The following is a 24,211-nucleotide window of genomic DNA, read 5'->3' on the forward strand; positions in this document are numbered from 1 at the left end:
TATTGGGCTAACGATGACCTTACACGAAGACAAACCGATCCTGCTGCTGGTCGACGATGAAGCGACGAATCTGCAGGTGCTGCGCCAGATTTTGCAGGACGATTACCGCCTGCTGTATGCCAAGGATGGCGAGAAGGCGCTGGAACTGGCGCAGAACAACCCCGTCGAACTGATCCTGCTCGACATCATGATGCCCGCCATGACGGGATATGAAGTGTGCCGCCAGCTGAAGGCCATGCCGGCCACCGCGTCCATCCCCGTCATTTTTGTGACGGCCCTGTGCGACGTGAAGGACGAGGCGGACGGCTTCGACGCGGGCGCCGTCGACTACATCACGAAACCCGTCAGCCCGCCCATCGTGCGCGCCCGCGTGCGCACGCATCTGTCGCTGGTCGACGCCGAGGAATTGCGCCGCTCGCGCCTGCAGGTGATCCAGACCCTGGGCCAGGCGGCCGAGTACAAGGACAACGAGACGGGCATGCACGTCATCCGCATGAGCTATTACGCGCGCCAGCTGGCGCTGGCGGCCGGCTACAGCGCGGGCAGGGCGGAAGACTTGCTCAACGCGGCGCCCATGCACGACGTGGGCAAGATCGGCATCCCCGACGCCATCCTGCAAAAACCGGGCAAGCTCGATGCGGACGAATGGAAAGTCATGCGCAGCCACGCGGAAATCGGCGCGGCCATCATCGGCGAGCACGCGGGCGGCCTCTTGAAAATGGCGCGAACCATCGCCCTCACGCACCATGAAAAATGGGATGGCAGCGGCTATCCGCAAGGCTTGAAAGGCGAGGAAATCCCCCACGAAGGCCGCATCGTCGCCATCGCCGACGTCTTCGACGCCCTCACCAGCGAACGCCCGTACAAGCGCGCCTGGACGGTCGACGAAGCCATCACCACCATGCAGCGCGACAGCGGCACGCACTTCGACCCGCAACTGCTGGCGCTGTTCATCGAGCAACTGCCGGCCATGCTGGAAATCAAGGACAAGTGGCGCGAGCCGGCGTAGGGAGTGTCAGGTCAGGGTGGGTCCACGCGCAGGCGGTCGGCCAGCAACCGTGGATAGGCAGGACTGTCTCCGAATGTCCGCTGTGAGCACGCCATGGCCTGGCCCAAGCTCGCCATGTGGCGCGAGGATATGGCGTAGGCCAGCTTGCCGGGCTGCCGGCGCGACGGGTAGATGAAGCCGTGAATCGCGCATGCCTCTTGCGCAATTGATCATAGATGCCCAGCCGGCAGGCGTGCGGCCATGTCTGGCGGAATTGGTGTTTCTTGCAGTTCAGGCGTCATGCGGGACTAGCCTATGATGTCAGCCATGCCCCTATGCTGCCACTTTGCCGATGCCATGACCTTGCGTAATCTCTCGCTGGCCGGCAGATCCAGCAGCGCCTGCTGGCTGGGATGCACTGCGGGCCGCGTTTCAAACGATTTGCCTGCGAGCATCTCTGCTGGCGAAAGTTCGTTGAGTTCGTCTGCACTGCTGATCCAGAAGGCATGGATTTCACTGCTCGGCTGGCCGGCCAGGATGGCCAGCACGGGCGCGATCAGTTCCGGCACGGGCTGTACAAATTGCCATGCCGGAAACTCCTTGCCGATACTGCGTCCCTTGGGCGTCACACAGTAAAACCGCAGGCTTTCCACGGCGCGATACAGCGACGCTTGCGACAGTTCCACCCATCCCTGGCCAATGACTTCTGAAACCTTGAGTCTTGATGCAGGAAGTTGCAGCAGGATAGATGGCGGCGTGGCGACCAGCGAGGCGCGCGCCGCATGGAGCGCGCGCGTGGCCAGGTCGATCAGGCGCTCGCGCTCGGGACCGTGCGCCAGCATGTCGAGTTGCGCACCCACCAACTGCGAGAATTGTTCCACTGCCCGCAAGTCCCTATCTGTCCATTCCTGTAGGTCGGGCGCCAGGGTGCTGTGAGTCAGATGTGCTGTCATGTTCACTCCTCGGATAAATGCGGCTGACATCTCACTCACAAGATTATCATGTTTCGCAACTTTATCAAGCGAGCAGCGCACTTTTCCCGCATCAGGCAGCTGGATATGCGGCTGCGCGGTCATGCTCATTGCTTTCTTGCCTCTGGATTGGCGCCGTGGCGATGCTAATGAGCAAGGGCTGGAGGCAGGCAGGCCGGGTAAGCCGGATTACGCAGGGTGCTGCTCCGCGCATCCGACCTGCGATGCCTTATGGCAGGCTGTCCGGCAGCCGCAAAATCCGCCGTATCTCCAAAATCGCCTGCGGGCTTTCCTGCACGCTGTGCCAGGACGGGATGACTTTTTCCGATTGCGCGCCGTCGAGGTGGGCGCTGGCGTAGGGCACCACGCCGTCGCTTGATTCCGCCAGCGGCAGGTCCGGCGTGTCGTTGCCCATGATGGAGTAGTAGCGCACTTTCGGGCTGATGGGCAGGTCGGCCACCAGGCGCACGAACGGGTCCTTGTCGCTGAGGTTATCGATGCTGTTGGGGATGCGCAGCGGTTCGCTGCTGCCCGTGTCGAGCTGCGCCAGGCTGCCGGCCGCGTCGGACAACTGGTCGAGCATGGTGATCGGCAAGGTGACGAGGTTGGCGATCCAGCGCGCCACCTTGTGGTTGGCGAACGAGGTGCCGCGGTGCGGCGCGGCGATGAAGATGGCGCGGTTCACCTGCGGCATGGCCGTGAAATTCAGGTAGGGCGCCAGGCCGGCGCGCACTTTTTCCGCCTTCTTGCCCTTCAAATTGTATTCTTCCGTGATGGCGTCGAGCAGGGTGTTGCTGGCGTCGGACACCATCAGGCGCGCTAGCACGCCGCCCATGCTGTGGCCGATCAAGACCATGTCGTTGGCGGCGTCCGCCTTGCCAGCCGGGTCGAACTGCGCCAGGGTGGCGGCAAGCGCCTGGCGGATGGCGGCGTTGTTGGCCGCCAGCGGTGCATTGCTCGGGTAGTACACTTGCCAGATCTGGTAGCGGCGGCGCAGCTGTTCGTCGCCCATCAGCTCATTCGCCACGTTGATCCACGCTTCCGGGCTGCTGGCCAGGCCGTGCAGCATGACGATGGTGCGCTTGTTCGGGTCGTAGGGCTGCATCAGGTGCACCTGCGGGCGCGAAATGCCGTCGGCGCGGCCGAACAGGGTGCGCAGCGCCTGCACGCCGAAGCCGGAACGGGCCAGCCACAAGCCATAGCCGGCCGTGAAATTGGCGGCCACCGGCAATTCCTGGCCCGCCATGCGCGTCGATTCGCTGCGCGTCGGGTCGACCAGCATCACCAGCAACTGCTGCGTCGCCAGCACTTCCTGCAGGCTGTTGCCGTCGAAGCGGATCAGCGCCGTGACGACGGGGAAGCGGGTTTCCTGGTAGGGCACATAGTCGCCTTTGGACGCCTGGGGCTTGGGCATGACGGCCACCAGGTCGGCGCCGAAGCCGTCGCGCCGGTACACATTGCGCAAGCCGGAAAACGACAGCGAGGTGGCCGGCAGCAGTTCTTCGGGCAAGGTGCCGTCTTCGGGCAGGCGCAGGGCCGACAATTCGCTGTCGATCTGCCAGCCGGCGACGCGGATCACATGGCCGTCGGGACGGTACTCGCCGCGGTGGCGGAACAGGTTGCCGACGGCCTTTTGCACGGCATAGTTGTAGTAGTCGCGGATCTGCGTCTGGCGCTCTTCGAAGGCGCGCTGGCCCGGCGTGCGCGTCGTGTAGAACAGGTAGGCATACGCGTAGCGGGCCGATTCCAGCCAGGCGGCCAGCAGTTCGGCGCTGGCGTGGCCGCCCTGTTTTTCTTCCGCCAGCGCGCTTTCCAGCCACAATTCGGACAGGGTGGCCAGGCGCTGCTCGTCGCTGAGCAGCTCGGAGCGGGCCAGGTCGGCGCGGCAGCTGCCCGTATTGCCTTCGCAGGCGGCGATGTCGCTGCCGATGATGCGCAGCACCTCGCTGGCCGCAGCGCTCAATTTCCCCGTGGTGAGGATGTCGCCGCGCCGCTGCTGCAGGTAGTCGGCCGGCGAGATCGCGCTGACGGTGACGGCGGCGCAGCCGCTCAGGAGCGCCGCGGCGCACAGGAGGGCGCATACGCGCAGACGCCGCATCAGCATGGCCGGTCCGCGCCTAGAACGAGTAGACCAGGGTCAGCGACGTTTGCGTATCCGTGTTCTTCTTGTCGTCCGGTACGCGCGTGTCGTTGCGGGCGCTGAAGGCGGCCTTCATCTGCATGGTGCCGTTGATTTTCGTGCTGAGCGCCGTCTCGGCGATCGAGTGGGTGTTCGAGGTGCCCCGTTCCACGCTGATCGTTTGCGTAAACATGGCCGACTGGCTGATCTTCCACTTCATGGCGGCCGCGCCGCGCACCGTCAGGCCGTGTTCCGATTCGCCCGCGTCGTTGGTGCCGCTGAAATAGCCAGGACCGATTTCCACGTCGACGCTTTTGTCGCTCGACTGGTACCAGCGCGAGCCATGACCGACGGCCAGGGTCGAGTACTTGGTGTAGGCGCCGAACTTGTCGTTCACGTGCGAGGCCAGCACGAACAGTTTTTCATGGTCGGCCATCAGCTTGTAGGCGGCCTTGGCGGAGGCGGAAAAGCGTTCCGCCGAGCGTTCGCGCACTTTCTCGCCGTCGTCGTTCGTCGTTTCGTCTTCCTTGAAGTAGCCGCTGAAGATGTACTGGTTGCTCCAGTCATCGAGCTCCTGGCGCGCGTCGATCTTGCCCGTGACGGAGGTGCCGACCGTGTTGCCCGAGGTGGTGATGGCGCCCAGTTCGGCGGAAGTGCTCCAGCTGCCGATGGGGATTTCATCGAACAGCATGCTTTGCTTGGTGTCGGCGGCGGCGGCGGCGCTGCCGCAGGTGATGGCCAGCGCCAGTGCGAGAGAGTGGGTCGGTTTCATGGCTGTATTTGTCTGTGGCGCGCGCCGGGCGTGCCTGCTGTTCGTTAATGGCAGTGGTGGCTATGCAGGCCGCGGCAAGCCGGGAGGCGCCGATAAACCTGCGCACATGCGCGCGCGGGCGCGGCCAAAAATTGTCGAGGCTGTATTGTACCCGACCCTGCCATCGTTCGCCGCACGCGGCGGCGCGCATGGATGCAGCTATATTATGAGAAATATTGCAAACCTGGCATGCATGGATGATGACGATGAAAATGGCACGCAAGCTTGTTACTCTGATATGGCTGTGCGGTGCGGCGCCAGCGGGCGCGCAGGCGCCCGAAGCGGTGCCGGTACAGGGTCCTGGGCCGGCACCGCAACTGACGCAAACGATGATACGCGATGCCGTGCGCGCCGTGCTGGAGGAAGAGGCGCAGGTGCGCGACTCTTTGCCGCAGCCGGCCATGCAGCAGGTGACGATACGCGCCGACAGAAAATATGAGCAGTTTGCCGCCGCCTTTGCCGAAGCGAAGGTGCCCGACTGCCTGCACGCCGATGGCTTGAAGCGCCAGCCCACCGGCATCGGCCCGCTCGCCATCGGCGGCGTGTATGCCTTGCCCTTCATGGCGATCGCCAAGCTGCGCGGAAAATGTAACTAGCCGGGGAACGCCGCCCGGCGGCGCGGCCGCGCGGCGGGGCTGGCAAGTGGCGCGCGCCTGGCGTATGCTGCGCATGTTTGCTGTCCCGCTCTTTACAAGGAATTCCCGTGCGCTGCCTGGTCATCGAAGACGAAGCTGAAACTTCCCGCTATATCTGTGCCGGCCTGCGCGAGGCTGGCCACGACGTCACCGCCTGCGACAATGGCATCGACGGCATGCGCCTGGCCTGCGGCGAAGACTGGGATGCGCTGGTGCTCGACCGCCTGCTGCCCGGCGAGATCGACGGCCTGGCCATCGTCGCGCGCCTGCGCGGCATGGGCCGCAACACGCCCGTGCTGGTGCTGTCGGCCCTGTCCAGCGTCGACGAGCGCGTGCGCGGCTTGCGCAGCGGCGGCGACGATTATTTGTCAAAACCGTTCGCCATCGCCGAACTGCTGGCGCGCATCGAGGCGCTGCTGCGGCGCGCCGCGCCCGTGCCCGAATCGACGCAGCTGCAGGTGGCCGACCTAGTGCTCGACATGCGCACCATGCGCGTGACGCGCGCCAACCGGCAAATCGCCCTGCAGCCGCGCGAATTCCGTTTGCTCGAATATCTGATGCGCCACCAGGGCCAGTCCGTCACGCGCGCCATGCTGCTCGAAGCCGTGTGGGACTACCATTTCGACCCGCAGACCAACGTCATCGACGTGCAGGTGAGCCGCTTGCGCACCAAGGTGGACAAGGAATTTTCGCCGCCGCTGATCCACACGGTGCGCGGCGTCGGCTACACCCTGGGCGTGATCGACAGTGCGTAACTGGCACCGCTCGATCGCGGCCCGCCTAGCGCTCGGCTATGGCGTGCTGGTGGTCGTCTCGATCAGCATCGTCTGCGCCGTGTTCTATTTCGGCACCATCGGCGTGCTCGATCGCAGCGTGGACCGCAAGCTGACCCTGCTCTCGGAGCGCCTCGCCGCCCTGTACCAGCAGGACGACGCCAGCCGCACGACGGCGGAAATCGCCCATTTGCTGACCGACCGCACCGACAGCGACACAGAAATCTTCCTGCTGGTGGGCGCCGACGGCCGCCGCGTGGCGGGCAATCTGTCGTCCTGGCCCGACGTGGGCAGCCCCGTGGGCCGTTTGCTGCACCGCGACGTCACGCGCGAAGGACGCCGGGTGCCCGCGCGCATGCTGATCCGCGACCTAGAGGGCGGCGCGCGCCTGTTCGTCGGGCGCGACATGGAAGAGGGCAAGTCGATCCGCACCCTGGTGCTGCGCTCGCTGGCCTATGGCGGCGGGGTGGCCATCCTGCTGGTGGTGGCAGGCGCGTGGCTGTTCCGCCGCCAGCTCGAGGCGCGCATCGGCCAGATCCGCCGCACGGCAGGGGAAATCGAGGCGGGCGACCTGAGCCGGCGCATTCCCGTCTCCAGCGAGGATGAATTCGGCTTGCTGAGCCGCGACATCAACCGCATGCTCGACCGCATCGAACATTTGATGGAAGGCGTGCGCCACGTGTCGAACGCCATCGCGCACGACTTGCGCACGCCGCTGGCGCGCATCCGCAACAAGCTCGATGGCGCCTTGCGCCAGCATCAGGACGTGGCCGGCCACGAGAGCGCGGCGCAGGCGGCCATCGACGACATCGACGACCTGACGCGCGTGTTCGACAAGCTGCTGCAGATCGCGGCGGCCGAATCGGGCATGCGCCCGGAGAATTTCGACGACATCGACTTGCAGCAGATCGGCGCCGACATCGTGGAAATGTACGAAGCCACGGCCGACGAGCAGGGCGTGCTGCTGGTGCAGATGTATGGCGAAGGCGTGCCGGCGCGCGGCGACCGCAACCTGCTGGGCAGCGCCCTGGCCAGCCTGGTCGACAACGCCATCAAGTACGCGGGCCCGGGCGCCACGGTGGAAGTGTCGGCCGGCAGCGATGAACAGGGCAGCTGGCTGGCGGTGCGCGACAACGGCCCCGGCGTGCCGACGGAAGAATTGCCGAAGCTGACGCAGCGCTTCTACCGGCTCGACAAGAGCCGCCACTTGCCCGGCAATGGCCTGGGCCTGTCCATCGTGGCGGCCATCGCGGCCCTGCATGGCGGCAGCCTGGAGATCGAGGATGCGGCGCCGGGCCTGCGCCTGCGCTTGCGGCTGCTGCGCTAGGCTGCCAGTGCCCGTGGCATATCCGCACATTACCAACTTGTAACCCCCTTCATTTTCACCTCCCCCTATCATCCGCTTTACCCCGCGTAGAGCGGCTGCGTGCGCGCAGCCGCCCGTGCCGGGCTGCCTGCGGCCGTCGCCGCGTCCCGTTCAGTAGAGCCGTTTCATGCATACATTTACCGCCACCGGCGACAACGCCGCGCCGCAACCGGCGCCACTGCGCCAGCATGGCCACCGGATCAAGGCGGCGCTGGGCGCGCTCGTCTTTCCCCTGCAGCGCGCGCGCTGGCAAGCGGTCATCGCCGCGACGCCGGGCCTGGCGGCGCTGGCGCAAGCCCATCCCAGCCTGCGCTACAAGATCTATCGCCCCTACGCCAGCCGCCAGCTGGGCTGCGCGGCGAGGGTGGACCTGCTGTGCGGGCATTACCGTTTTCTGTGGCAGGCGGGCGCGCGGCCGCTGGTGGAATACGCGGCGCGGCGCGCGCTGGTGCTGGCCACCATCGAAGGCAAGGACGGCGCCAGCTACCGCTTGCAGCTGACGGCCATCCACGACAGCCACCGCGAAGGGGAGCTGTGCCTGCGCCTGACGCGCGACGGCGTGCCGCTGTACCTGGCCAGTTTCCTGTTCCGGCCCCAGCCTGGCGGCGCCGTCATCCAGCTGGGCGCCCTGCAGGGCTTGCGCTCGCCCGCCGGCGCGCAGGCGGTGAAGGAGGCCACGCGGGCGCTGCACGGCTGCCGGCCGAAAAACCTGATGGTGGCCGCCTTGCGCGACCTGGGCGACTTTTTCGGCTGCGGCCACCTGGACCTGGTCAGCAACGCCAACCGCATCGCGCTGAACTGGCGCCGCCGCCGGCATATCTCCTGCGATTACGACTTGGCGTGGCGGGAATTGCATGCGCTGCCCACCAGCGACGGCAATTACCGCCTGCCTTGCGGCCCTTGCCGGATGCCGGAGCTGGAGCTGGTGCCGTCGAAAAAGCGCGCCGATGCGCGCCGCCGCGGCGCCATGCTGGTGCAGCTGGCGGCCGACATGCGCTGGCAAGTGGCGGCCCTGCTGCACGCGCAATGACGGCGCAGGGCGGGGTTTCTTGACCTGCGCGGCTTTTTTGCCGGGCAGCCCGGCGCAATCGGCGCGATCGGCGTATACTTGCTGGCGTTGTTAACCTGAAGCCAGTCATCCCATGCCAGCACAATTCCCCACTTCGCGCATGCGCCGCTTGCGCGCGACCCCGCAACTGCGCGAGCTGTTCCGCGAAACCGAGATCAATCCGCGCGACCTGGTCCTGCCGATCTTCGTCGACGAAGGCAGCAGCGAATTCATCGACATCAAGTCCATGCCCGGCGTGCGCCGCATTCCCGAAGCGAAGCTGGCGCAGGAAGTCGAGCGCTATGCGCGCGCCGGCCTGCGCTCCGTCATGACCTTCGGCATTTCGCACCACAAGGACAGCCACGGCACGGACACCCTGAACCCGGACGGCCTGGTGGCGCGCATGTCGCGCATCATCAAGGACGCCGTGCCGGAAATGGTGGTCATGTCCGACACCTGCTTCTGCGAATACACGGACCACGGCCATTGCGGCATCCTGCATGGCGACACGGTCGACAATGACAGCACGGTGCTCAACCTGGGCAAGCAGGCCGTCATCGCCGCCCAGGCGGGCGCCGACATCATCGCGCCATCGGCCGCCATGGATGGCCAGGTGGCGGCCATCCGCGGTGCGCTCGACGCGGCCGGTTTCCACGACACGCCCGTGATGGCGTATTCCACCAAGTTCGCCTCCGGCCTGTACGGCCCGTTCCGCGACGCGGCCGGCAGCACCCTGAAGGGCGACCGCAAGACCTACCAGATGGACCCGATGAACCGCCGCGAAGCGGTGCGCGAATCGCTGATCGACGAAGCCGAAGGCGCCGACGCGCTGATGGTCAAACCGGCCGGCGCCTACCTGGACATCATCCGCGACCTGCGCGAAGTGACGCGTTTGCCGATCGGCGCCTACCAGGTCAGCGGCGAGTACGCGATGATCAAGTTCGCCGCGCAGGCTGGCGCCATCGACGAGCGCCGCGTGGTGCAGGAAACCCTGGGCGCCATCAAGCGCGCGGGCGCGGACATGATCTTTACGTACTTCGCGATGGATGTGCTGAATAATCCGTACTAAGTAAACGCGGGGCAGGGCGGCCGCCTTTTCAGCTATCATGGCGCGCTGCCCAACCTGAATTTGCTTATGCCCCTGAAAATCTCCCGCATCCTGCACGCCGGCTATGTCTTCGAATGCGAAGGCACGGCCATCGCCTTCGACCCCATCGTCGAAAACCCGTTCAGCCGCAACTGCCACGCGTTTCCGCCCGTGCGCTTCGACCTGGACGCCGTGCGCCGGCTGCGCTGGGATGCCGTCTTCATCTCGCACTTCCACGACGACCACTGCTCGCTCGACAGCCTCGATGCGCTCGACCGCGCCACGCCCATCTACCTGTACTGCGTCTTCGACGAACTGTTCGCGATGCTGCGCGCGCTCGGTTTCACTCGGGTGGAGAAGCTGCACGTGGACGTGCCCGTGCAAGTGGGCAGCATCGAGGTGATCCCGCGCCGCGCGCTGGACGACGACGTCGACTCGCTGTTCCAGGTGCGCGCAGCGGGCTTGAATGTGCTCAACGTCGTCGATTCCTGGATCGGCCCCGAGACCCTGGCGCAGCTGGCCGCCTTTGCGCCCTGGGACATGGTGCTGTGGCCATTCCAGACCATGCGCGAGATCGCCGTCATCGCGCCGTCGCAGGCGGCGCGGGGGCCGGTGGAACTTCCCGACGACTGGGTGCCGCAGCTGCGCGCGCTGGCGCCCCGTTACCTCGTACCCAGCTCCTGCCAGTTCGTGCAGGAAGACTGGTCCTGGTACAACCATGCGATGTTCCCGATTACCTACCGCCGCTTTGCCGATGAAATGGGCGCCGCGCTGCCCGAGACGCACATCTTCCGCCTCGATCCATCGACGGCCGTGCTGCTCGATGCACACGGCATGGCGCCGGCCGCGCCGCTGCCCTGGGTCATTCCCGTGGGGCCGCAGGACGTGGATTTCGACTACCGCCCGGAGGCGCTCGCGCCCGCCACGGCGGACATCGCCCGGCGTTTCGCGCCCTTGAACGATGCCGACACGGCGCTGGTGCTGGACTTCTGCCATCGCGGCTTGCTCGAACGCTACCGCGACATGGAGCTGCCCGAGGACAGTTATTTCCAGGCCCCGCGCGTGTGGCGCCTGGCGCTGTACGGCCATGACGGCGCGGCCACCATCCTGCATTACCGCACGCATGGCGACTTGATCGACCTCGTGCCGGACACGGGCGAGGCGCCGGGCTGGACGACGCAAGTGCCGCTGGTGAAATGCCACGCGGCGCTGGTGCTCGGTGAATCGCTGACGTCGATGTACATGCGCATCAACGATGGCCCTTTCGACGAGGCTACGCGCGCCGAACTGATGGAGGCCGACATCGTCGACGATCCCTTGATCCGTTGCCTGTTCAACGACGCCATCGGCGCCTATCAGGCGGCGCAGCTCAAGCGCTTGCTGGCCCGCTGAAGAAAATCGCGCGACAGGGTAAGATAAACGATTAATCCCAGTATCTCAGATCAAGGAATGATCAACATGACACAAAACAAGGAAACCGCGATCCTGGCCGGCGGCTGCTTCTGGGGCGTGCAAGACTTGCTGCGCCGCTATCCGGGCGTGATCGCCACGCGCGTGGGCTACAGCGGCGGCGACGTGGCCAACGCCACCTACCGCAACCATGGCACGCATGCGGAAGCGATCGAGATCATCTTCGACCCGAACACCATCAGCTACCGCAAGATACTGGAATTTTTCTTCCAGATCCACGACCCCAGCACGGAAAACCGCCAGGGCAATGACCGCGGCACCAGCTACCGCTCGGCCATCTTTTATACCAGCGATGAGCAAAAACGGGTGGCCGAGGACACGATCCGCGACGTCGACGCTTCCAGCCTGTGGCCCGGCAAGGTGGTGACGGAAGTGGCGCCGGCCGGCCCGTTCTGGGAAGCGGAACCGGAGCACCAGGATTATCTGCAGCGCTTGCCGCACGGCTACACTTGCCATTACATCCGGCCGGACTGGGTCTTGCCGCAACGCGGGCAGTAAGGAGCCGGGCATGCGTTACTGGCGCGTCGAGCGGCCGCCGGCGGAAGGGCAGCTGGACTTCGGGCGTACCCTGGAGCTGATGGCGGCCATCGGCCATGCGGACGTGAACGCCGTCGCCGGGGCCATCCTGAAGACGGTCAGCACGGTCGCGCCCATTGCCCAGTGCACGATCTTTGCCTATGAATTCGGCAACCGCCCCCGCACCGTCGCCGTGGCCGACCGGCGCGGCGGGCGCTTTTTGCAGGATATCGCCGACAGCTACGCCCGCCATTACTATGCGCTCGATGGCAACCAGCGCGTGATCGCCCCGGCGCCGGGGCGGAAGATCGATCCCGCCATCGTGCTGCACCAGCAGGCCAGCGACGAAATCGACCATCCCGGCTACCGCGCTGTCTGCTACCAGAAACCGAATGTGTCGGACCGCCTGTCCCTGCTGATGCAGCCGGCCAGCGATATCTGGCTGTCCGTCAATTTCTACCGCGACAGCAGCCAGGGCCAGTTCCAGCCCGGCGAAGTGGCGGGCATCGAAACCCTGTCACCACTGTTTGCCCATGCCGTCAAGCATCACTACAGCTTGAAGGGCCAGGCCACGCAAGGCGTCGCGCCGCTGATGCTGGCAAGGCTGCGCCAGCATTGCCCCGCCCTGAGCAAGCGCGAACTGGACGTGCTGCGCTGCGTGCTCGAAGGCCTCACGGCCGTGGAAATCGCTGAAACCATGGGCGTGCAGCCATCGAGCGTCATCACCTACCAGAAGCGCGCCTATAAACGCCTGGGCATTTCCAGCCAGCGGCAACTGTTTGCGCTGTGCATGGCGCCAGCCCCTTAGTCCTTTTGGCGTAGGGCTGGCTTCGCCTTTTTGACTGTTTTAGCCGCGAAACGTCCCCAAAATGGGGACAAGGTTTGCGGCGCGCGTCTGCATACTGTGTTGCAAGCCGGGATCACCCGGCCGCTCTCACCCAATAACAATAGCAAGGGGAGGGCGACACCTTATGGAGACCAGCATGACCATCGCCCCCGCGGCCACCCCCGCCACGCCCGTCCTCGACGCGGCCACCAATCAACTGGAACAGCAAGTGATGCGCAAGGTGTCGCGCCATTTGCTGGGCTTTCTGTTCCTGCTGTTCGTGTTTTCCTTTCTGGACCGCATCAACATCGGCTTCGCCGGCCTGACCATGATGCAAGACCTGGGCCTGTCCGGCACCCAGTTCGGTTTTGCCACCACCCTGTTCTACATCGCCTACATCGCTTGCAGCATCCCCAGCAACATCGTGCTGGCCCGCATCGGCGCCCGTCAATGGATAGGCAGCATGATGATCGCCTGGGGCCTGGCCTCGACGGCGACCCTGTTCGCCAGCGGCCCGGCCAGCCTGTATGCGCTGCGCTTTTTGGTGGGCGTGACGGAGGCGGGCTTCCTGCCCGGCATGCTGCTGTACCTGACCTACTGGTTTCCCAGCGCCTACCGGGCGCGGGCGAACGCCCTGTTCATGATCGCCATGCCCGTCACGGCCGCCATCGGCTCGGCCCTGTCGGGCCTGATTCTGGGGCTCGATGGCCACTGGGGCTTGACGGGTTGGCAATGGCTGTTCTTGCTCGAAGGCATGCCTTCCGTGTTGCTGGGCCTGGCCGTGTACGGCTACTTGGACGACTCGCCCGCCAAGGCGAACTGGCTGGGCAAGCTGGAGCAGCAAGTGCTGGCGCGCATGCTGGCGGCCGAGCAGAAGCCTGTTGCTCCGCAGCAAAAAACCTCGGTGCTGGCGGAAATGTGCTCGCCTACGGTATTGAAATTCGGCATCGCCTATTTTTGCCTGGTGAATACTTTGGCCATGGTGGCCGTATGGACGCCGCTGATCGTGAAAAGTTTCAATAGCAATGCCAGCAACACGCAGATCGGCTTGCTGGCAGCCATCCCGCAAGTGTGCACCGTGATCGGCATGATCGCCTGGGGCCGCCGCTCGGACCGCTTGCAGGAGCGCCGCTGGCATATCGTCTGGCCCATGCTGCTGTCGGCCGCCGGCTGGCTGTGCACGGCGTACTCGGCCAACCCCGTGCTGCAACTGCTGGGCGTGTGCATGGCGTCGACGGGCGCTTATACGGCCATGTCCGTCTTCTGGACGACGCCGGACCGGGCCTTGAGCCTGGGCGCGCGCGCCATCGGCATCGCCGTCATCAATGCCACGGGCAATATCGGCTCGGCCCTGAATCCCGTCGTCGTGGGCTGGCTGAAGGATATCACGCACAGCTTTGCCACCGGCTTGCTGTACGCCAGCGTCCTGCTGGTGGCGGGCGCGGCCATCGTGCTGACCCTGCCCATCGCGCGCGGCGGCAAAGACCATACTTGATCGAAGAGGACCCATCATGAGCGACACGTTTCACCCTTATCCCCATGTGCCGAAGGTGTATCCGCCCGGCAAACCGGCCGGCGCCGCCACGCAGCAAGTCCCGGTCCTGATCGTCGGCGGCGGCCCCGTGGGCCTGGCCACGGCTCTGGGCCTGGCCCGCCACGGCGTGCGCTCGGTGCTGATCGAGGCGGACGACGGCGTGTGCACGGGCAGCCGCGCCATCTGCATCTCGCGGCGCAGCCTGGAAATCATCGAACGCCTGGGCGCGCTCGACGGTTTTATCAGCAAGGGCTTGCCGTGGGCGGGCGGACGCAGTTTTTACCGCGACGAGGAAGTGCTGCACTTTACGATGCCGCAAGACGCGAACCAGAAGTTGCCGCCGATGGTTAACCTGGCGCAATACCATATCGAACAATTCCTGCTCGATGCGGCCGAACGCCAGCCGGAATTGATCGATATCCGCTGGCAAACGCGGGTGACTGGCGTGGACAAGCGCGCCGACGGCGCCACCGTCACCGTGGCGACGCCCGATGCGACCTATAAAATCGAGGCGGACTGGCTGGTGGCGGCCGACGGCGGGCGCAGCACCGTGCGCGAGGCGCTGGGCCTCAAATTGCAGGGCACCAGCTATGAAGGGCGCTATGTGATCGTCGATATCCACCTGAAGAGCGAGCGCCCGACGGAGCGCCTCGCGTATTTCGACCCGCCGTCGAATCCCGGTTCGACCGTGCTGGTGCACAAGCAGCCCGACGATATCTGGCGCATCGACTACCAGTTGCGAGACGACGAGGATGCGCAGGCGGCCGTGCTGCTGGAAAACGTGGCGCCCCGCGTGGACAGCCTGTTGGCCATGATGGGCGAAACGGCGCCGTGGCATCCCGTGTGGATCACCATCTACAAGGCCAATGCGCTGACCCTGGAAAAATACCGGCATGGCCCCGTGCTGTTCGCGGGCGATGCGGCCCACCTCGTGCCCATCTTCGGCGTGCGCGGAGCCAATTCCGGCATCGACGATGCGGACAACCTGGCCTGGAAGCTGGCCTACGTGGTCAAGGGCCAGGCGCCGCATGCCTTGCTGGACAGCTATTCGGACGAGCGCGTGTTCGCCGCCCGTGAAAACTTGCGCCACGGCACCAAAAGCACGGAATTCATGGCGCCGCCCACTTTCGCTTTTGACTTGATGCGCACGGCCGTGCTGGGCCTGGCGGGCAGGCATGCGCACGTGCGCTCGCTGATCAACCCGCGCCAGACGAGCGCCATCGCGTATGCGCAGTCGGCCCTGAATGCGCCGGACCCCGACACGTTTGCCGCCGGCCCCGCTCCGGGCACGGTCTTGCCGGAATGCCCGCTGGCGCTGCCGTACGACGGCGGGCAAAAAGCGGGGTATATTACCGATTTGCTCAAGCGCGCAGATGGCCATTTCACGGGACTGTACTTCAGCGAGGACGGGGCCATTCCCGCTGAATTGCTGGCGCTGGGCGACACCTTCCCGCTGACGGGCGTGGCGATTTCCCGCAGCGGGGCGCAAGAGTGCGCCTGGGACCACACGGCGCAGGTATTCTCGCTGTTCGACGCGCAGCCTGGCACGTTTTACCTCGTGCGCCCGGACGGCCACGTGCTGGGACGCTGGCGGCAAGTGCAGGCGGGGCAGGTGGCGGCAGCGCTGGCGGCGGCCGGCATCGCCCGATCACAGTAACAAGGAGACAATATGACCGATATCGAACTGGATAATTTGTACACGGAGCTGTGCCACACCATGGGCGGCCTGGGCGAACAGCGTTCGCCCCTGTTCCTCGCCCGTTTCGCCTTGCTGGCCATGGGCGCCATCGGCAAGGCCGACGTGGTGCAGGGCTTGCTGCGCGACGCGGCCGACGGCTTGGGGGAGCCGGCATGATAGGCGCCGGCTACCAAAGCGGCTTCGGCAACGAATTTGCCACGGAAGCCGTGCCCGGCGCCTTGCCGCAGGGGCAGAATTCGCCGCAGCAGGCGCCCCTGGGCCTGTACGCGGAACAATTGTCGGGCACGACCTTCACGGCGCCGCGCGCGCAGAACCGGCGCTCGTGGCTGTACCGCATCCGCCCAGCCAGCCAGCATCCGCCATTTACCTTGCTGGAAAATACCCGCATCGTCAGCGACTTCCACGCCATGCCGCCGACGCCGCCGAACCAGTTGCGCTGGGACCCGCTGCCGCTGCCCGACGGCGCCACGGCGGCGGATTTCATCGACGGCTGGCAGACCATGGCTGGCAACGGCAGCGCCGAAACCATGAGCGGTTGCGCCATCCACGTGTATGCGGCCAACCGCTCCATGCAGCGCTTCTTTTACTCGGCCGATGGCGAATTGCTGGTCGTGCCGCAGGAAGGCCGGCTGGCCATTGCCACGGAACTGGGCTTGATCGAGCTGGAACCGCAGGAAATCGCCGTCATCCCCCGCGGCGTGCGCTTCCGCGTGACCTTGCCCGATGGCGCGGCGCGCGGTTATGTGTGCGAAAACTTCGGCACGGCCTTCCGCCTGCCGGACATGGGCCCCATCGGTTCGAACGGCCTCGCCAACAGCCGCGATTTCCTCACGCCGCACGCGGCGTATGAAGACATCGACGGCGCATGCGAACTGCTGGCCAAGTTCGGCGGCCATTTGTGGCGCACGACCCTGGACCATTCGCCGCTGGACGTGGTGGCCTGGCATGGCAATTACGCGCCGTACAAATATGACCTGCGCCGCTTCAACACCATCGGCTCGATCAGCTACGACCACCCGGACCCGTCGATCTTCCTCGTGCTGCAGGCGCCCAGCGAAAATCCCCTGTTCGGTGCCATCGACTTCGCCATCTTCCCGCCCCGCTGGCTGGCGGCCGAGCACACCTTCCGCCCGCCGTGGTTCCACCGCAACGTGGCCAGCGAATTCATGGGACTGATCCACGGCGTGTACGACGCCAAGGCGGCCGGTTTCGTGCCGGGCGGCGCCAGCCTGCACAACTGCATGTCCGGCCACGGCCCCGATGCGCAGACCTTCGACAAGGCGTCGCACAGCGACACGTCCGCGCCCGTGAAGGTGGGCGACACCATGGCCTTCATGTTCGAGACGCGCACCATCCTCAAGCCCACGCCATTCGCGCTGGACGGCGGCCTGCTGCAAAACGACTATTTCGCCTGCTGGCAAGGCTTGCGCAAGCATTTCGATCCGGAGCAGGCGTAGACAGCCTATCAAAACCGGCTGCGCATCGTAATTTTTACTGCCTCGGCGGCCCCGTACTCCGTACAGTTGCGCTTCTCGAGCCGACACGGGCGCCGAGTCTTTCTTTCGCTCGTTACGGTTGTGTCAGGCGTTGTTAGTCAAACATTAGTCGCGCAGTCCGCGCCCGCGCCTGTGCGATAAATCTTGCCAAGTTGAAATTATCAATATACCATCCCCCCTTGCATCGAGCACGCGATTTTTTCTGTACCCGCTAGTCGAAGAAATGAACTGCTGAAAGGGCTGTATGGACCACTTTCCGGAGAACTTCGCCCGTCGTCGTGCCCTTCGAGGCATCGGTGCTCTCGCGGTTGGCACAACCGTCGGCTTGTCAGGCTGTTGCTTGCTCAAGCCATGTCCCATAGATTGCGTAAACAGTCCTGACATTAACTTGCCGACGGGACCTTTGACCATCGATGCCCACTGCCACATTTTCAATGGCACGGATATCCCTGTCATGGACTTTGTGGGAAAGGTGCTGGTTGGGGAGGCCAGCCCGCTGGGACCTGCGGCAATGGCTGTCGGTGCGCTGCTACAAGGCCTTGCGTGGTCATTGGCGCCTTCGGGTAATGTGGAACTGCAGACGCTCCGGGAGTTGTCCCCCCAACTGGCTGCTTGTACAGCCGAGCAGGCCAAGATTGAGGTCATTTCACAGCTGCGACGAAACGCATATGCAGCCGGTACGGCTTCCTTGAAGACCGCTGCCGCTACCTCCCCCCTGTACCTGCCATTCATTGTGGAAAAACAAAGCAAGTTCCTTGTTCCCGATATGCAGACCCGTTTGCAAGTCGAGGCCCTGGAAATTATTGACAAGCTTCCTGCCACGATTCCCGATTTGGACAAGGACGCTCCAGAGCCATTGGACATGCTGAGTGGAGACAGGTCGGTGATGGGTGTAATTAAATTCATCCTTCAAAATTTCCAATACCGGTATGTAAATATTCAGCAATATCTGCGCACATTTAATGTTCCCGGGGTTCGAACGGTGGACCTCCTTATGCCCAGCATGGTCGATTATTCGTGGTGGATCTCAAAGGGGAAAACAACAGGGACGACGCTCGAAACGCAGGTCAAGGTCATGGAGCAGTTGTCCATTATGACGGGAGGGAGAATGCACGGATTCGTGCCATTCTGTCCGTTGCGAGAAGTGGCGTTCGGGAAGGGGGAATCAGCTACCAGTTCTTTTGCTCTTGTCCAGGGCGCGCTTGATGAACATGGATTTATCGGCGTCAAGTTATACCCACCAATGGGCTTTGCCGCGCTGGGAAATCAGCATATTCAAGATGCGGAGCCCGATTTCTGGAAGCGTTGTTGGTTGCCGGAGTGGGTACAAAATACCCCTGATTTGGGAAGGTTGCTTGATGGCGCCTTGCGCCGGCTTTATGGCTACTGTGAAGAGCATGGTGTACCTGTCATGGCGCACACGGGTCTTTCTAACGGCCCCAGCATGGCCTTCAAGAATCTGGCCGGCTCCAGATACTGGGCGTGCGTCTTGAAGGAGTTTCCACGCCTGCGTATCAACTTCGGACATTTTGGCGACACGTCAATCGTGAAGGACCAGCGTGCAGGATTCTCCCTTGCCGAAGCATTTGCAAAGGAAATGAATCCAAGCGGACCTGGGGAATTCGCGTACGCCGATGCTGGATTCTTTACCGAGGTGATATCGGACCAGGCCGAACTCAAGGCCGATCTGCAAAAGCTCTATGACCTTACCGCCCAAAAGGGTTCTGCATCGTTGGCGAATCGCTTTTTATATGGCACAGACTGGGAAATGAGCCTGACAGCCAGCTCAATTGGAAGCTATTTGAGCGATTTTATGAAACTTTTCAAAGAGCTTGAAGAACTGCCATCTCTCAGAGACGAAACCGCGACGACGCTCTCGAATAAATTCTTTGGCGATAACGCCGTACGTTACGCAGGCTTGTCCCGAGGCGGGAAAACGCGTTTGAGGTTGCAGACATTCTATGACAAACATGGCGTAAAGCCGCCTGCCTGGTTGTTGAAAGTTGATGATCGATTCGGTTAGCGGAAAAGAGCATGGTGCGGGTGTCCGAAATTTCACTTTCAAAATTTGGAGATTATCGATGTCTAACAGACTCCGGCAGTCGGTTGCTATCATTTTCTCGCTCATGGCTATGGGAGCCTCGGCAGCGGATATCGATATGGAAAAAATCCAGCAAGAAATTCCTGCGGCAAAAGATGAATCCATATCCGTTATTTGTGAGAGATGCAATTCTGATTTCAAGATAAGCGAGCATAAAATACTGCTGGATGGCCTGAGCAGCCGGAGGTATGTGCGCCAAATGCAAATTGCACTTTACATGCAAGATATCGTTCATCAGACTGCATCAAAAGCCCACTTCGACAACTGTGATTTTTCCGGAGCTATCGCTTATATTGCACAACTTAAAGCCGAACTGGACGAGCACGCTGAAGCGGCCACGGTTCTTCTCATGGCAAAAAAACCATTGTTGGTGAATCTGGAACTGAATCTGGCCTTCCTGTCCCTGGGACAGGCACTGCATGGAATTCAGGACTTCTATGCTCACACGAATTATGTCGAAATCAATATCGATCATGCCAGCGCTTTATCGGACTTCAAGGTTGTCAAAACCTGGGGAGACCAGGCAGAAGAGAATATTCAAAAATGGCAAGAGGTGGGTCTAAAATCTGGATACGTGAGTTGGGGGGCACCAAAGAAATGTGCTGTTCCATATGAAACGCATGGAGAGATGGCTAAAGACTCAAAGGAAACTGATCGAGGGAAAAAAACTATTTCAAAGTTTGGTAATGTTACCCATTTTGAAGTGGCTCAGGGACTTGCCAAAGATGCTTCAAAGAAATTTATTCTTGACGTATTCGCAGAGTGGCCGATTTTAAACGCAGTAAGTCAGGGAACGATTACACTCGATGTGTTGGTGGACAGCCGGGCGACCGTTTTGAAGTAGCGACGAATCAAATCCCGCAAGGTCAGTGTTGAAGTCGGGGAGGGATGACGCCATCGCCAGCCAAAGTGCGCCGTTTGCGACAAAACAGCGTTCACTCCCGGCTCTTCGCATATGCAAATTCCGGATAAGCTAGCGCGGCACCATTCGTTCACGCCTGGAGATGGAGCGCGGTATAGTCGGCCCATGGAACTCTTAGCCCACAACTTCAGCAGCGATTTCGCGCGCAGCGCCCACCTGGCCCGCGGCGCGGGCGATGACGGCGACAGCGAGGCGCTGGTCGCCTTCCGCGACCCGCAGCAAATGAGCTTGCTGGTACGCGCCACGGCCTTTGTCTTTGCCGACCCCCGTTCGCGCCAGCTGCACGAGCTGATCGAGCGCATCGCGCCCAGCGAGGCGACGGTGCTGATCACGGGCGAAACGGGGACGGGAAAAGAACTGATTGCGCGCCACGTGCATGGCTTGAGCGGGCGCGCCGAGCAGACCTTCGTGGCGATCAATTGCGGCGCGTTTTCCGAAACCCTCGTCGAGAGCGAGCTGTTTGGCTATGAAAAAGGCGCGTTTACGGGCGCGCAGCAGGGCAAGCCTGGCTGGTTCGAGACGGCCAGCGGCGGCACCCTGTTCCTCGATGAAATCGGCGACTTGCCGCTGGCGATGCAGGTCAAGCTGCTGCGCGTGCTGCAGGAACGCGAAGTGGTGCGCCTGGGCGCGCGGCGCGCCATCCCCATCGACGTGCGCCTGATCGCCGCCACCAACGTGGACCTGGCCGAAGCCGTGCGGGCAGGGCGCTTCCGCGAAGACCTGTATTACCGCCTGCAGGTGATCGGCCTGCCGCTGCGTCCCCTGCGCGAGCGCCCGGGCGACATCATGCCGCTGACGCGCCACTTCATGGCCATCTATGCGCAGCGCCTGCACCTGGGCGAGGTGGAACTGGGCCTGGACGCGCAAGAGGCCTTGCTGGCCTATCCGTGGCCGGGCAATATCCGCGAACTGGAAAACGTCATTCACCGCGCGCTGCTCGTGTGCCGCAGCGGCGTCGTGCGGGCCGAGGATTTGAGCCTGTCGGGCTGGCACAGGGCGCCCGCTGCCGCACCTGTCTCCGCATCTGTTTCCGTGGCTGTCCCAGACGCCTGGGCCGGTGGCGCCGACATCGCCTATGCGGCCCACGGCGCGTCCGGCCAGGACGATCTGTTGGCGGCCGAGCGCTTTGCCCGCGCCTGGCAAGCCTTGCTCGACTCGGGCGAAGCCGTGGAATTCGAAGCGATGCAGCAGGAACTGGTGCGCGCCGCGTGGGAGCGCAATGAGCGCAACCAGGTGCGCACGGCCAGACACCTGAACCTGAGCCGCAACATCCTGCGCACTTTCCTGAAAAAGGCGGGCGCCATCGACTAGGCGCATGCGCGACCTCCCGGAGCCGGACCCGCAGCGATGCGGCTCCGGCTTTTTTCATGGCTGCTGCGCGCGCAGCACATTGCTGCCATGGGGGCAGCGGATTGCTGCCAAATCAACAGCGGCGGGCCGCGGCGGGCATCCTGGGCATGGCATGTTTTCTGCGAGGAGGGTAGGGCAGGCCGCTGCGCGATGCGCATACGGCCTTTTCTTCGACCCACGACAGGAGTCCACGCATGACCATAGAATTCATCTGGCAATTGCCCACCAGCGGGGACGGCCGTTACGCGGCGCCCGGCATCACGCGCCGCGGCGAGCGAAACGCTGGCGCGCCCAGCCCCCTGCAGGCGGGCGTGAGCGACCCGCGCGGCGCGCGTCCGCCCTTTAACTATTTCGATTATCTGCACCAGATCGCCCGCGCGGCCGATCTTTCCGGTTTCGACGGCATCCAGATACGCCACGATACGCAGGGCGACGAAAGCTGGATCGTCGCCGGCTACCTGGCCCGCAGCACGCGCCACCTGAAACTGATCGCGGAATTCGACGCGGCCTGGGGTTCGGCCGTGTATGCGGCGAAGAACGCCGTCAGCTTCCAGCGCTTCACGGGGGGACGCTTCGCCTGGCAGATCGGCCATGGCGGCGATGCGGCAGCGCGCCGGCGCCAGGGCGATGCGGCGCCGGAGGCCGACATCCTGCCACGCATCGATGAATTCATCACGGTGGCGCGCGGCGTGCAGAATACGTCGCCGTTCAGCTTCAAGGGCAAGTTCTTCGAAGTGCAGGACGGCGGCTTCAAGGGGCCGCTGGCGAACCACCCCGTCAACGGCATCTACCTGACGGGCGAGTCGCCTGAAGCGCTGGCCCTGTCGGCGCGCCAGGCCGACGTGCACGTGTTCGACGCGGCGCCCGTGAAGGATTTGCAGCCCGCCATCGCCAGCCTGCATGCGCAGGCGCGCCAGCTGGGCCGCGCCGTGGCGGCGGGCTTGCGCATCGACGTGCTGGCCCGCGAAACGTTAGACGAAGCCTTGCGCGATGCGCGCCGCTATCGCAGCGGGGCGGGCCTGCCTGACGATGCCCCGTCGGCTGATGGCACGGCGGGCGGTGCAGCCTTGTTCTGGCCCGGCTTTGCGCAAGCGCAAACGGGCGCCCGCGGCGCCCTGGTCGGCAGCCATGCACAGATCGCCGCGGTGCTCGAAGCCTACGCGCAGGCCGGTGTGTCCAGCTTCGTGCTGGCGGCCATTCCCCATTTCGAGGAAGCCTACCGCATCGGCGAACACGTGCTGCCCCGCGTACGGGCAGCGTTGCGCGCGCAGCTGCAAGTGGCTTGAGTCCCCGTATCCAACCTACTGAAGGAGTACCTGCATGGCTATCGATTTTTTCTGGCGCATCCCCACGCATGGCGAACCGAGTTCGCACCGCGCCCGCACGCCGTTTCGCGGCGACTGGTTTCCCGGCAATGACAACCTGCGCCAGGCCGGCCTCGGTGGCGGCGGCGCCGACGGTTTCACTTATATCGACTACCTGGCGGAAATCGCCCGCGCGGCGGAATTGTCCGGCTTCCAGGGCGGTCTGATTCCATCTTTCCCCATGACGGACGAACCGTGGGCCATTTCCGCGCTGCTGGCGCGTGAAACGAGCACTTTCCGCTTCATGATCCCGTTCCAGCCCGGCTTCCTGAACCCCGTGGTGGCTGCGCGCATGACGGCCAGCCTGCAGCGGGCCACGGGCGGGCGCGCGCTGTACAACGTGATCACGGGCGGCGGCGGTCCGGCGCAGCTGTGGTGGGGCGATTCGGCCGGCCACGACGACCGCTACACGCGCACGACGGAATTTCTCGACGTGGTGCGCGGCGTGTGGCGCGGCGGGCCGTTTTCCTACCAGGGCAAGTTCTACCAGGTGGAGGATGCGGGCCTGGCCACGCCGCTGTCGGAGCAGGATTTCCCCGAGATTTACTTTTCCGGCTCGTCCGACGCGGCCCTCGGTTCTGCGTCCAAGCATGCCGATTACTACCTGACGTGGCTGGAGCCGTTCGAGCAGCTGCGCGAGAAATTCGCCCGCGTGCATGAAAAGACGGCGCTGCTGGGCCGCAAGATCAAGTGCGCCGTGCGCGTCGACATCGTCGCCCGCGCCACGGAAGAGGAGGCGTGGGACGAAGTGCGCAAGGGTTTCGAGGCCGTCGATGCGGCCACCCTGCGCCAGTTCCTCGGTGCCGATGGCGGCGATTCCGTGGGCGCGGCGCGCCAGCGGGGCAACCGCCCGACGACCCTGAACAGCTACAAGGACTTGATCACGGCGCCGAATATCTGGTCCGGCTTCAACCTGCTGCGCGGCGGCCAGACGCAGGGCATCGTCGGCAGCTACCAGCAAGTGGCCGAACGCCTCGACGAACTGGTGCAGCTGGGCGCCGACGCCTTCATCCTGGCCAGCACGCCGCACCTGGAAGAAGCGTACCGCGTGGGCGAGGAAGTGCTGCCCCTCGTGCGTGGCCACACGGCGGCACTGCTGCGCGCCGCCTGAGTATCCCCTGTTGCCGCGACAGCA

General features: G+C 64.1%; 21 protein-coding genes. 18 read left to right on the top strand and 3 right to left on the bottom strand.

The window, feature by feature from the left end:
- The first annotated feature begins 13 nt into the window (after positions 1 to 13).
- Positions 14 to 1,009 (top strand): response regulator, encoded by a 996-nt coding sequence (locus tag CLU94_RS25915; protein WP_099667773.1) that lies wholly within the window; start codon positions 14 to 16, stop codon positions 1,007 to 1,009.
- A 287-nt stretch (positions 1,010 to 1,296) separates the two neighbouring features.
- On the opposite strand, the gene CLU94_RS28805 is transcribed toward CLU94_RS25915, so the two are convergent.
- The 3 genes from CLU94_RS28805 to CLU94_RS25930 form a co-directional block, all read right to left on the bottom strand.
- Entirely contained in the window at positions 1,297 to 2,070 is a 774-nt protein-coding gene (locus CLU94_RS28805) for a hypothetical protein (protein ID WP_257219005.1), read from the bottom strand.
- 118 nt (positions 2,071 to 2,188) lie between these two features.
- Positions 2,189 to 4,063 carry an esterase/lipase family protein gene (locus CLU94_RS25925; protein ID WP_099667774.1) on the bottom strand — a complete coding sequence of 625 codons (1,875 nt, stop codon included), beginning with the start codon at positions 4,061 to 4,063 and terminating at the stop codon, positions 2,189 to 2,191.
- Positions 4,064 to 4,076: 13 nt separating this feature from the next.
- Positions 4,077 to 4,850 (bottom strand): DUF481 domain-containing protein, encoded by a 774-nt coding sequence (locus CLU94_RS25930; protein WP_099667775.1) that lies wholly within the window; start codon positions 4,848 to 4,850, stop codon positions 4,077 to 4,079.
- A gap of 245 nt (positions 4,851 to 5,095) precedes the next feature.
- On the opposite strand from CLU94_RS25930, the gene CLU94_RS25935 reads away from it, so the two are divergent.
- The 17 genes from CLU94_RS25935 to CLU94_RS26015 all read left to right on the top strand — a co-directional run bounded on the left by CLU94_RS25935 (position 5,096) and on the right by CLU94_RS26015 (position 24,187).
- Entirely contained in the window at positions 5,096 to 5,485 is a 390-nt protein-coding gene (locus CLU94_RS25935) for a hypothetical protein (RefSeq protein ID WP_143451554.1), read from the top strand.
- Between the two features lie 107 nt (positions 5,486 to 5,592).
- Positions 5,593 to 6,279: a winged helix-turn-helix domain-containing protein gene (locus CLU94_RS25940; protein WP_034785794.1), complete on the top strand. Its 687-nt coding sequence runs from the start codon at positions 5,593 to 5,595 to the stop codon at positions 6,277 to 6,279.
- A complete protein-coding gene (locus CLU94_RS25945) occupies positions 6,272 to 7,624 on the top strand; it encodes a sensor histidine kinase (protein WP_099667777.1) in 1,353 nt (450 codons plus the stop codon). The genes CLU94_RS25940 and CLU94_RS25945 overlap by 8 nt, the downstream gene beginning before the upstream one ends.
- A 166-nt stretch (positions 7,625 to 7,790) precedes the next feature.
- Entirely contained in the window at positions 7,791 to 8,693 is a 903-nt protein-coding gene (locus CLU94_RS25950) for a VirK/YbjX family protein (protein ID WP_099667778.1), read from the top strand.
- A 112-nt stretch (positions 8,694 to 8,805) separates the two neighbouring features.
- A complete protein-coding gene (gene hemB / locus CLU94_RS25955) occupies positions 8,806 to 9,780 on the top strand; it encodes a porphobilinogen synthase (RefSeq protein ID WP_099667779.1) in 975 nt (324 codons plus the stop codon).
- A 66-nt stretch (positions 9,781 to 9,846) separates the two neighbouring features.
- Positions 9,847 to 11,190, top strand: coding sequence for an MBL fold metallo-hydrolase (locus CLU94_RS25960; protein ID WP_099667780.1), 1,344 nt, complete (start codon positions 9,847 to 9,849; stop codon positions 11,188 to 11,190).
- Between the two features lie 66 nt (positions 11,191 to 11,256).
- Positions 11,257 to 11,766 (top strand): peptide-methionine (S)-S-oxide reductase MsrA, encoded by a 510-nt coding sequence (msrA, locus tag CLU94_RS25965; RefSeq protein ID WP_099668502.1) that lies wholly within the window; start codon positions 11,257 to 11,259, stop codon positions 11,764 to 11,766.
- 10 nt (positions 11,767 to 11,776) lie between these two features.
- Positions 11,777 to 12,592: a helix-turn-helix domain-containing protein gene (locus CLU94_RS25970; protein WP_099667781.1), complete on the top strand. Its 816-nt coding sequence runs from the start codon at positions 11,777 to 11,779 to the stop codon at positions 12,590 to 12,592.
- Between the two features lie 175 nt (positions 12,593 to 12,767).
- Positions 12,768 to 14,105, top strand: a complete 1,338-nt coding sequence (locus CLU94_RS25975) for an MFS transporter (RefSeq protein ID WP_257219006.1) — start codon at positions 12,768 to 12,770, stop codon at positions 14,103 to 14,105.
- Between the two features lie 16 nt (positions 14,106 to 14,121).
- On the top strand, positions 14,122 to 15,801 hold the full coding sequence (locus CLU94_RS25980) for an FAD-dependent oxidoreductase (protein ID WP_099667783.1): 1,680 nt from the start codon (positions 14,122 to 14,124) through the stop codon (positions 15,799 to 15,801).
- Between the two features lie 12 nt (positions 15,802 to 15,813).
- The gene (locus tag CLU94_RS25985) at positions 15,814 to 15,999 is read left to right on the top strand and encodes a DUF2783 domain-containing protein (protein ID WP_099667784.1); all 186 of its coding nucleotides are present in this window, start codon (positions 15,814 to 15,816) and stop codon (positions 15,997 to 15,999) included.
- Complete coding sequence (gene hmgA / locus CLU94_RS25990; RefSeq protein WP_099667785.1) at positions 15,996 to 17,300, top strand: homogentisate 1,2-dioxygenase; 1,305 nt, start codon at positions 15,996 to 15,998, stop codon at positions 17,298 to 17,300. The genes CLU94_RS25985 and hmgA overlap by 4 nt, the downstream gene beginning before the upstream one ends.
- A gap of 442 nt (positions 17,301 to 17,742) precedes the next feature.
- Positions 17,743 to 19,362 carry an amidohydrolase family protein gene (locus CLU94_RS25995; RefSeq protein WP_180278777.1) on the top strand — a complete coding sequence of 540 codons (1,620 nt, stop codon included), beginning with the start codon at positions 17,743 to 17,745 and terminating at the stop codon, positions 19,360 to 19,362.
- Positions 19,346 to 20,284, top strand: a complete 939-nt coding sequence (locus CLU94_RS26000) for an HET-C-related protein (RefSeq protein ID WP_143451555.1) — start codon at positions 19,346 to 19,348, stop codon at positions 20,282 to 20,284. Before CLU94_RS25995 ends, CLU94_RS26000 begins: the two co-directional genes overlap by 17 nt.
- 183 nt (positions 20,285 to 20,467) lie before the next feature.
- Positions 20,468 to 21,673, top strand: a complete 1,206-nt coding sequence (locus CLU94_RS26005) for a sigma-54 interaction domain-containing protein (RefSeq protein ID WP_099667788.1) — start codon at positions 20,468 to 20,470, stop codon at positions 21,671 to 21,673.
- A 233-nt stretch (positions 21,674 to 21,906) separates the two neighbouring features.
- The gene (locus CLU94_RS26010) at positions 21,907 to 22,998 is read left to right on the top strand and encodes an LLM class flavin-dependent oxidoreductase (protein ID WP_099667789.1); all 1,092 of its coding nucleotides are present in this window, start codon (positions 21,907 to 21,909) and stop codon (positions 22,996 to 22,998) included.
- Positions 22,999 to 23,032: 34 nt separating this feature from the next.
- On the top strand, positions 23,033 to 24,187 hold the full coding sequence (locus tag CLU94_RS26015; RefSeq protein WP_099667790.1) for an LLM class flavin-dependent oxidoreductase: 1,155 nt from the start codon (positions 23,033 to 23,035) through the stop codon (positions 24,185 to 24,187).
- Positions 24,188 to 24,211: the final 24 nt, after the last annotated feature.

Origin of the sequence: Janthinobacterium sp. 13 (genome assembly GCF_002749695.1) — a bacterium.
Lineage (GTDB): Bacteria > Pseudomonadota > Gammaproteobacteria > Burkholderiales > Burkholderiaceae_D > Janthinobacterium > Janthinobacterium kumbetense.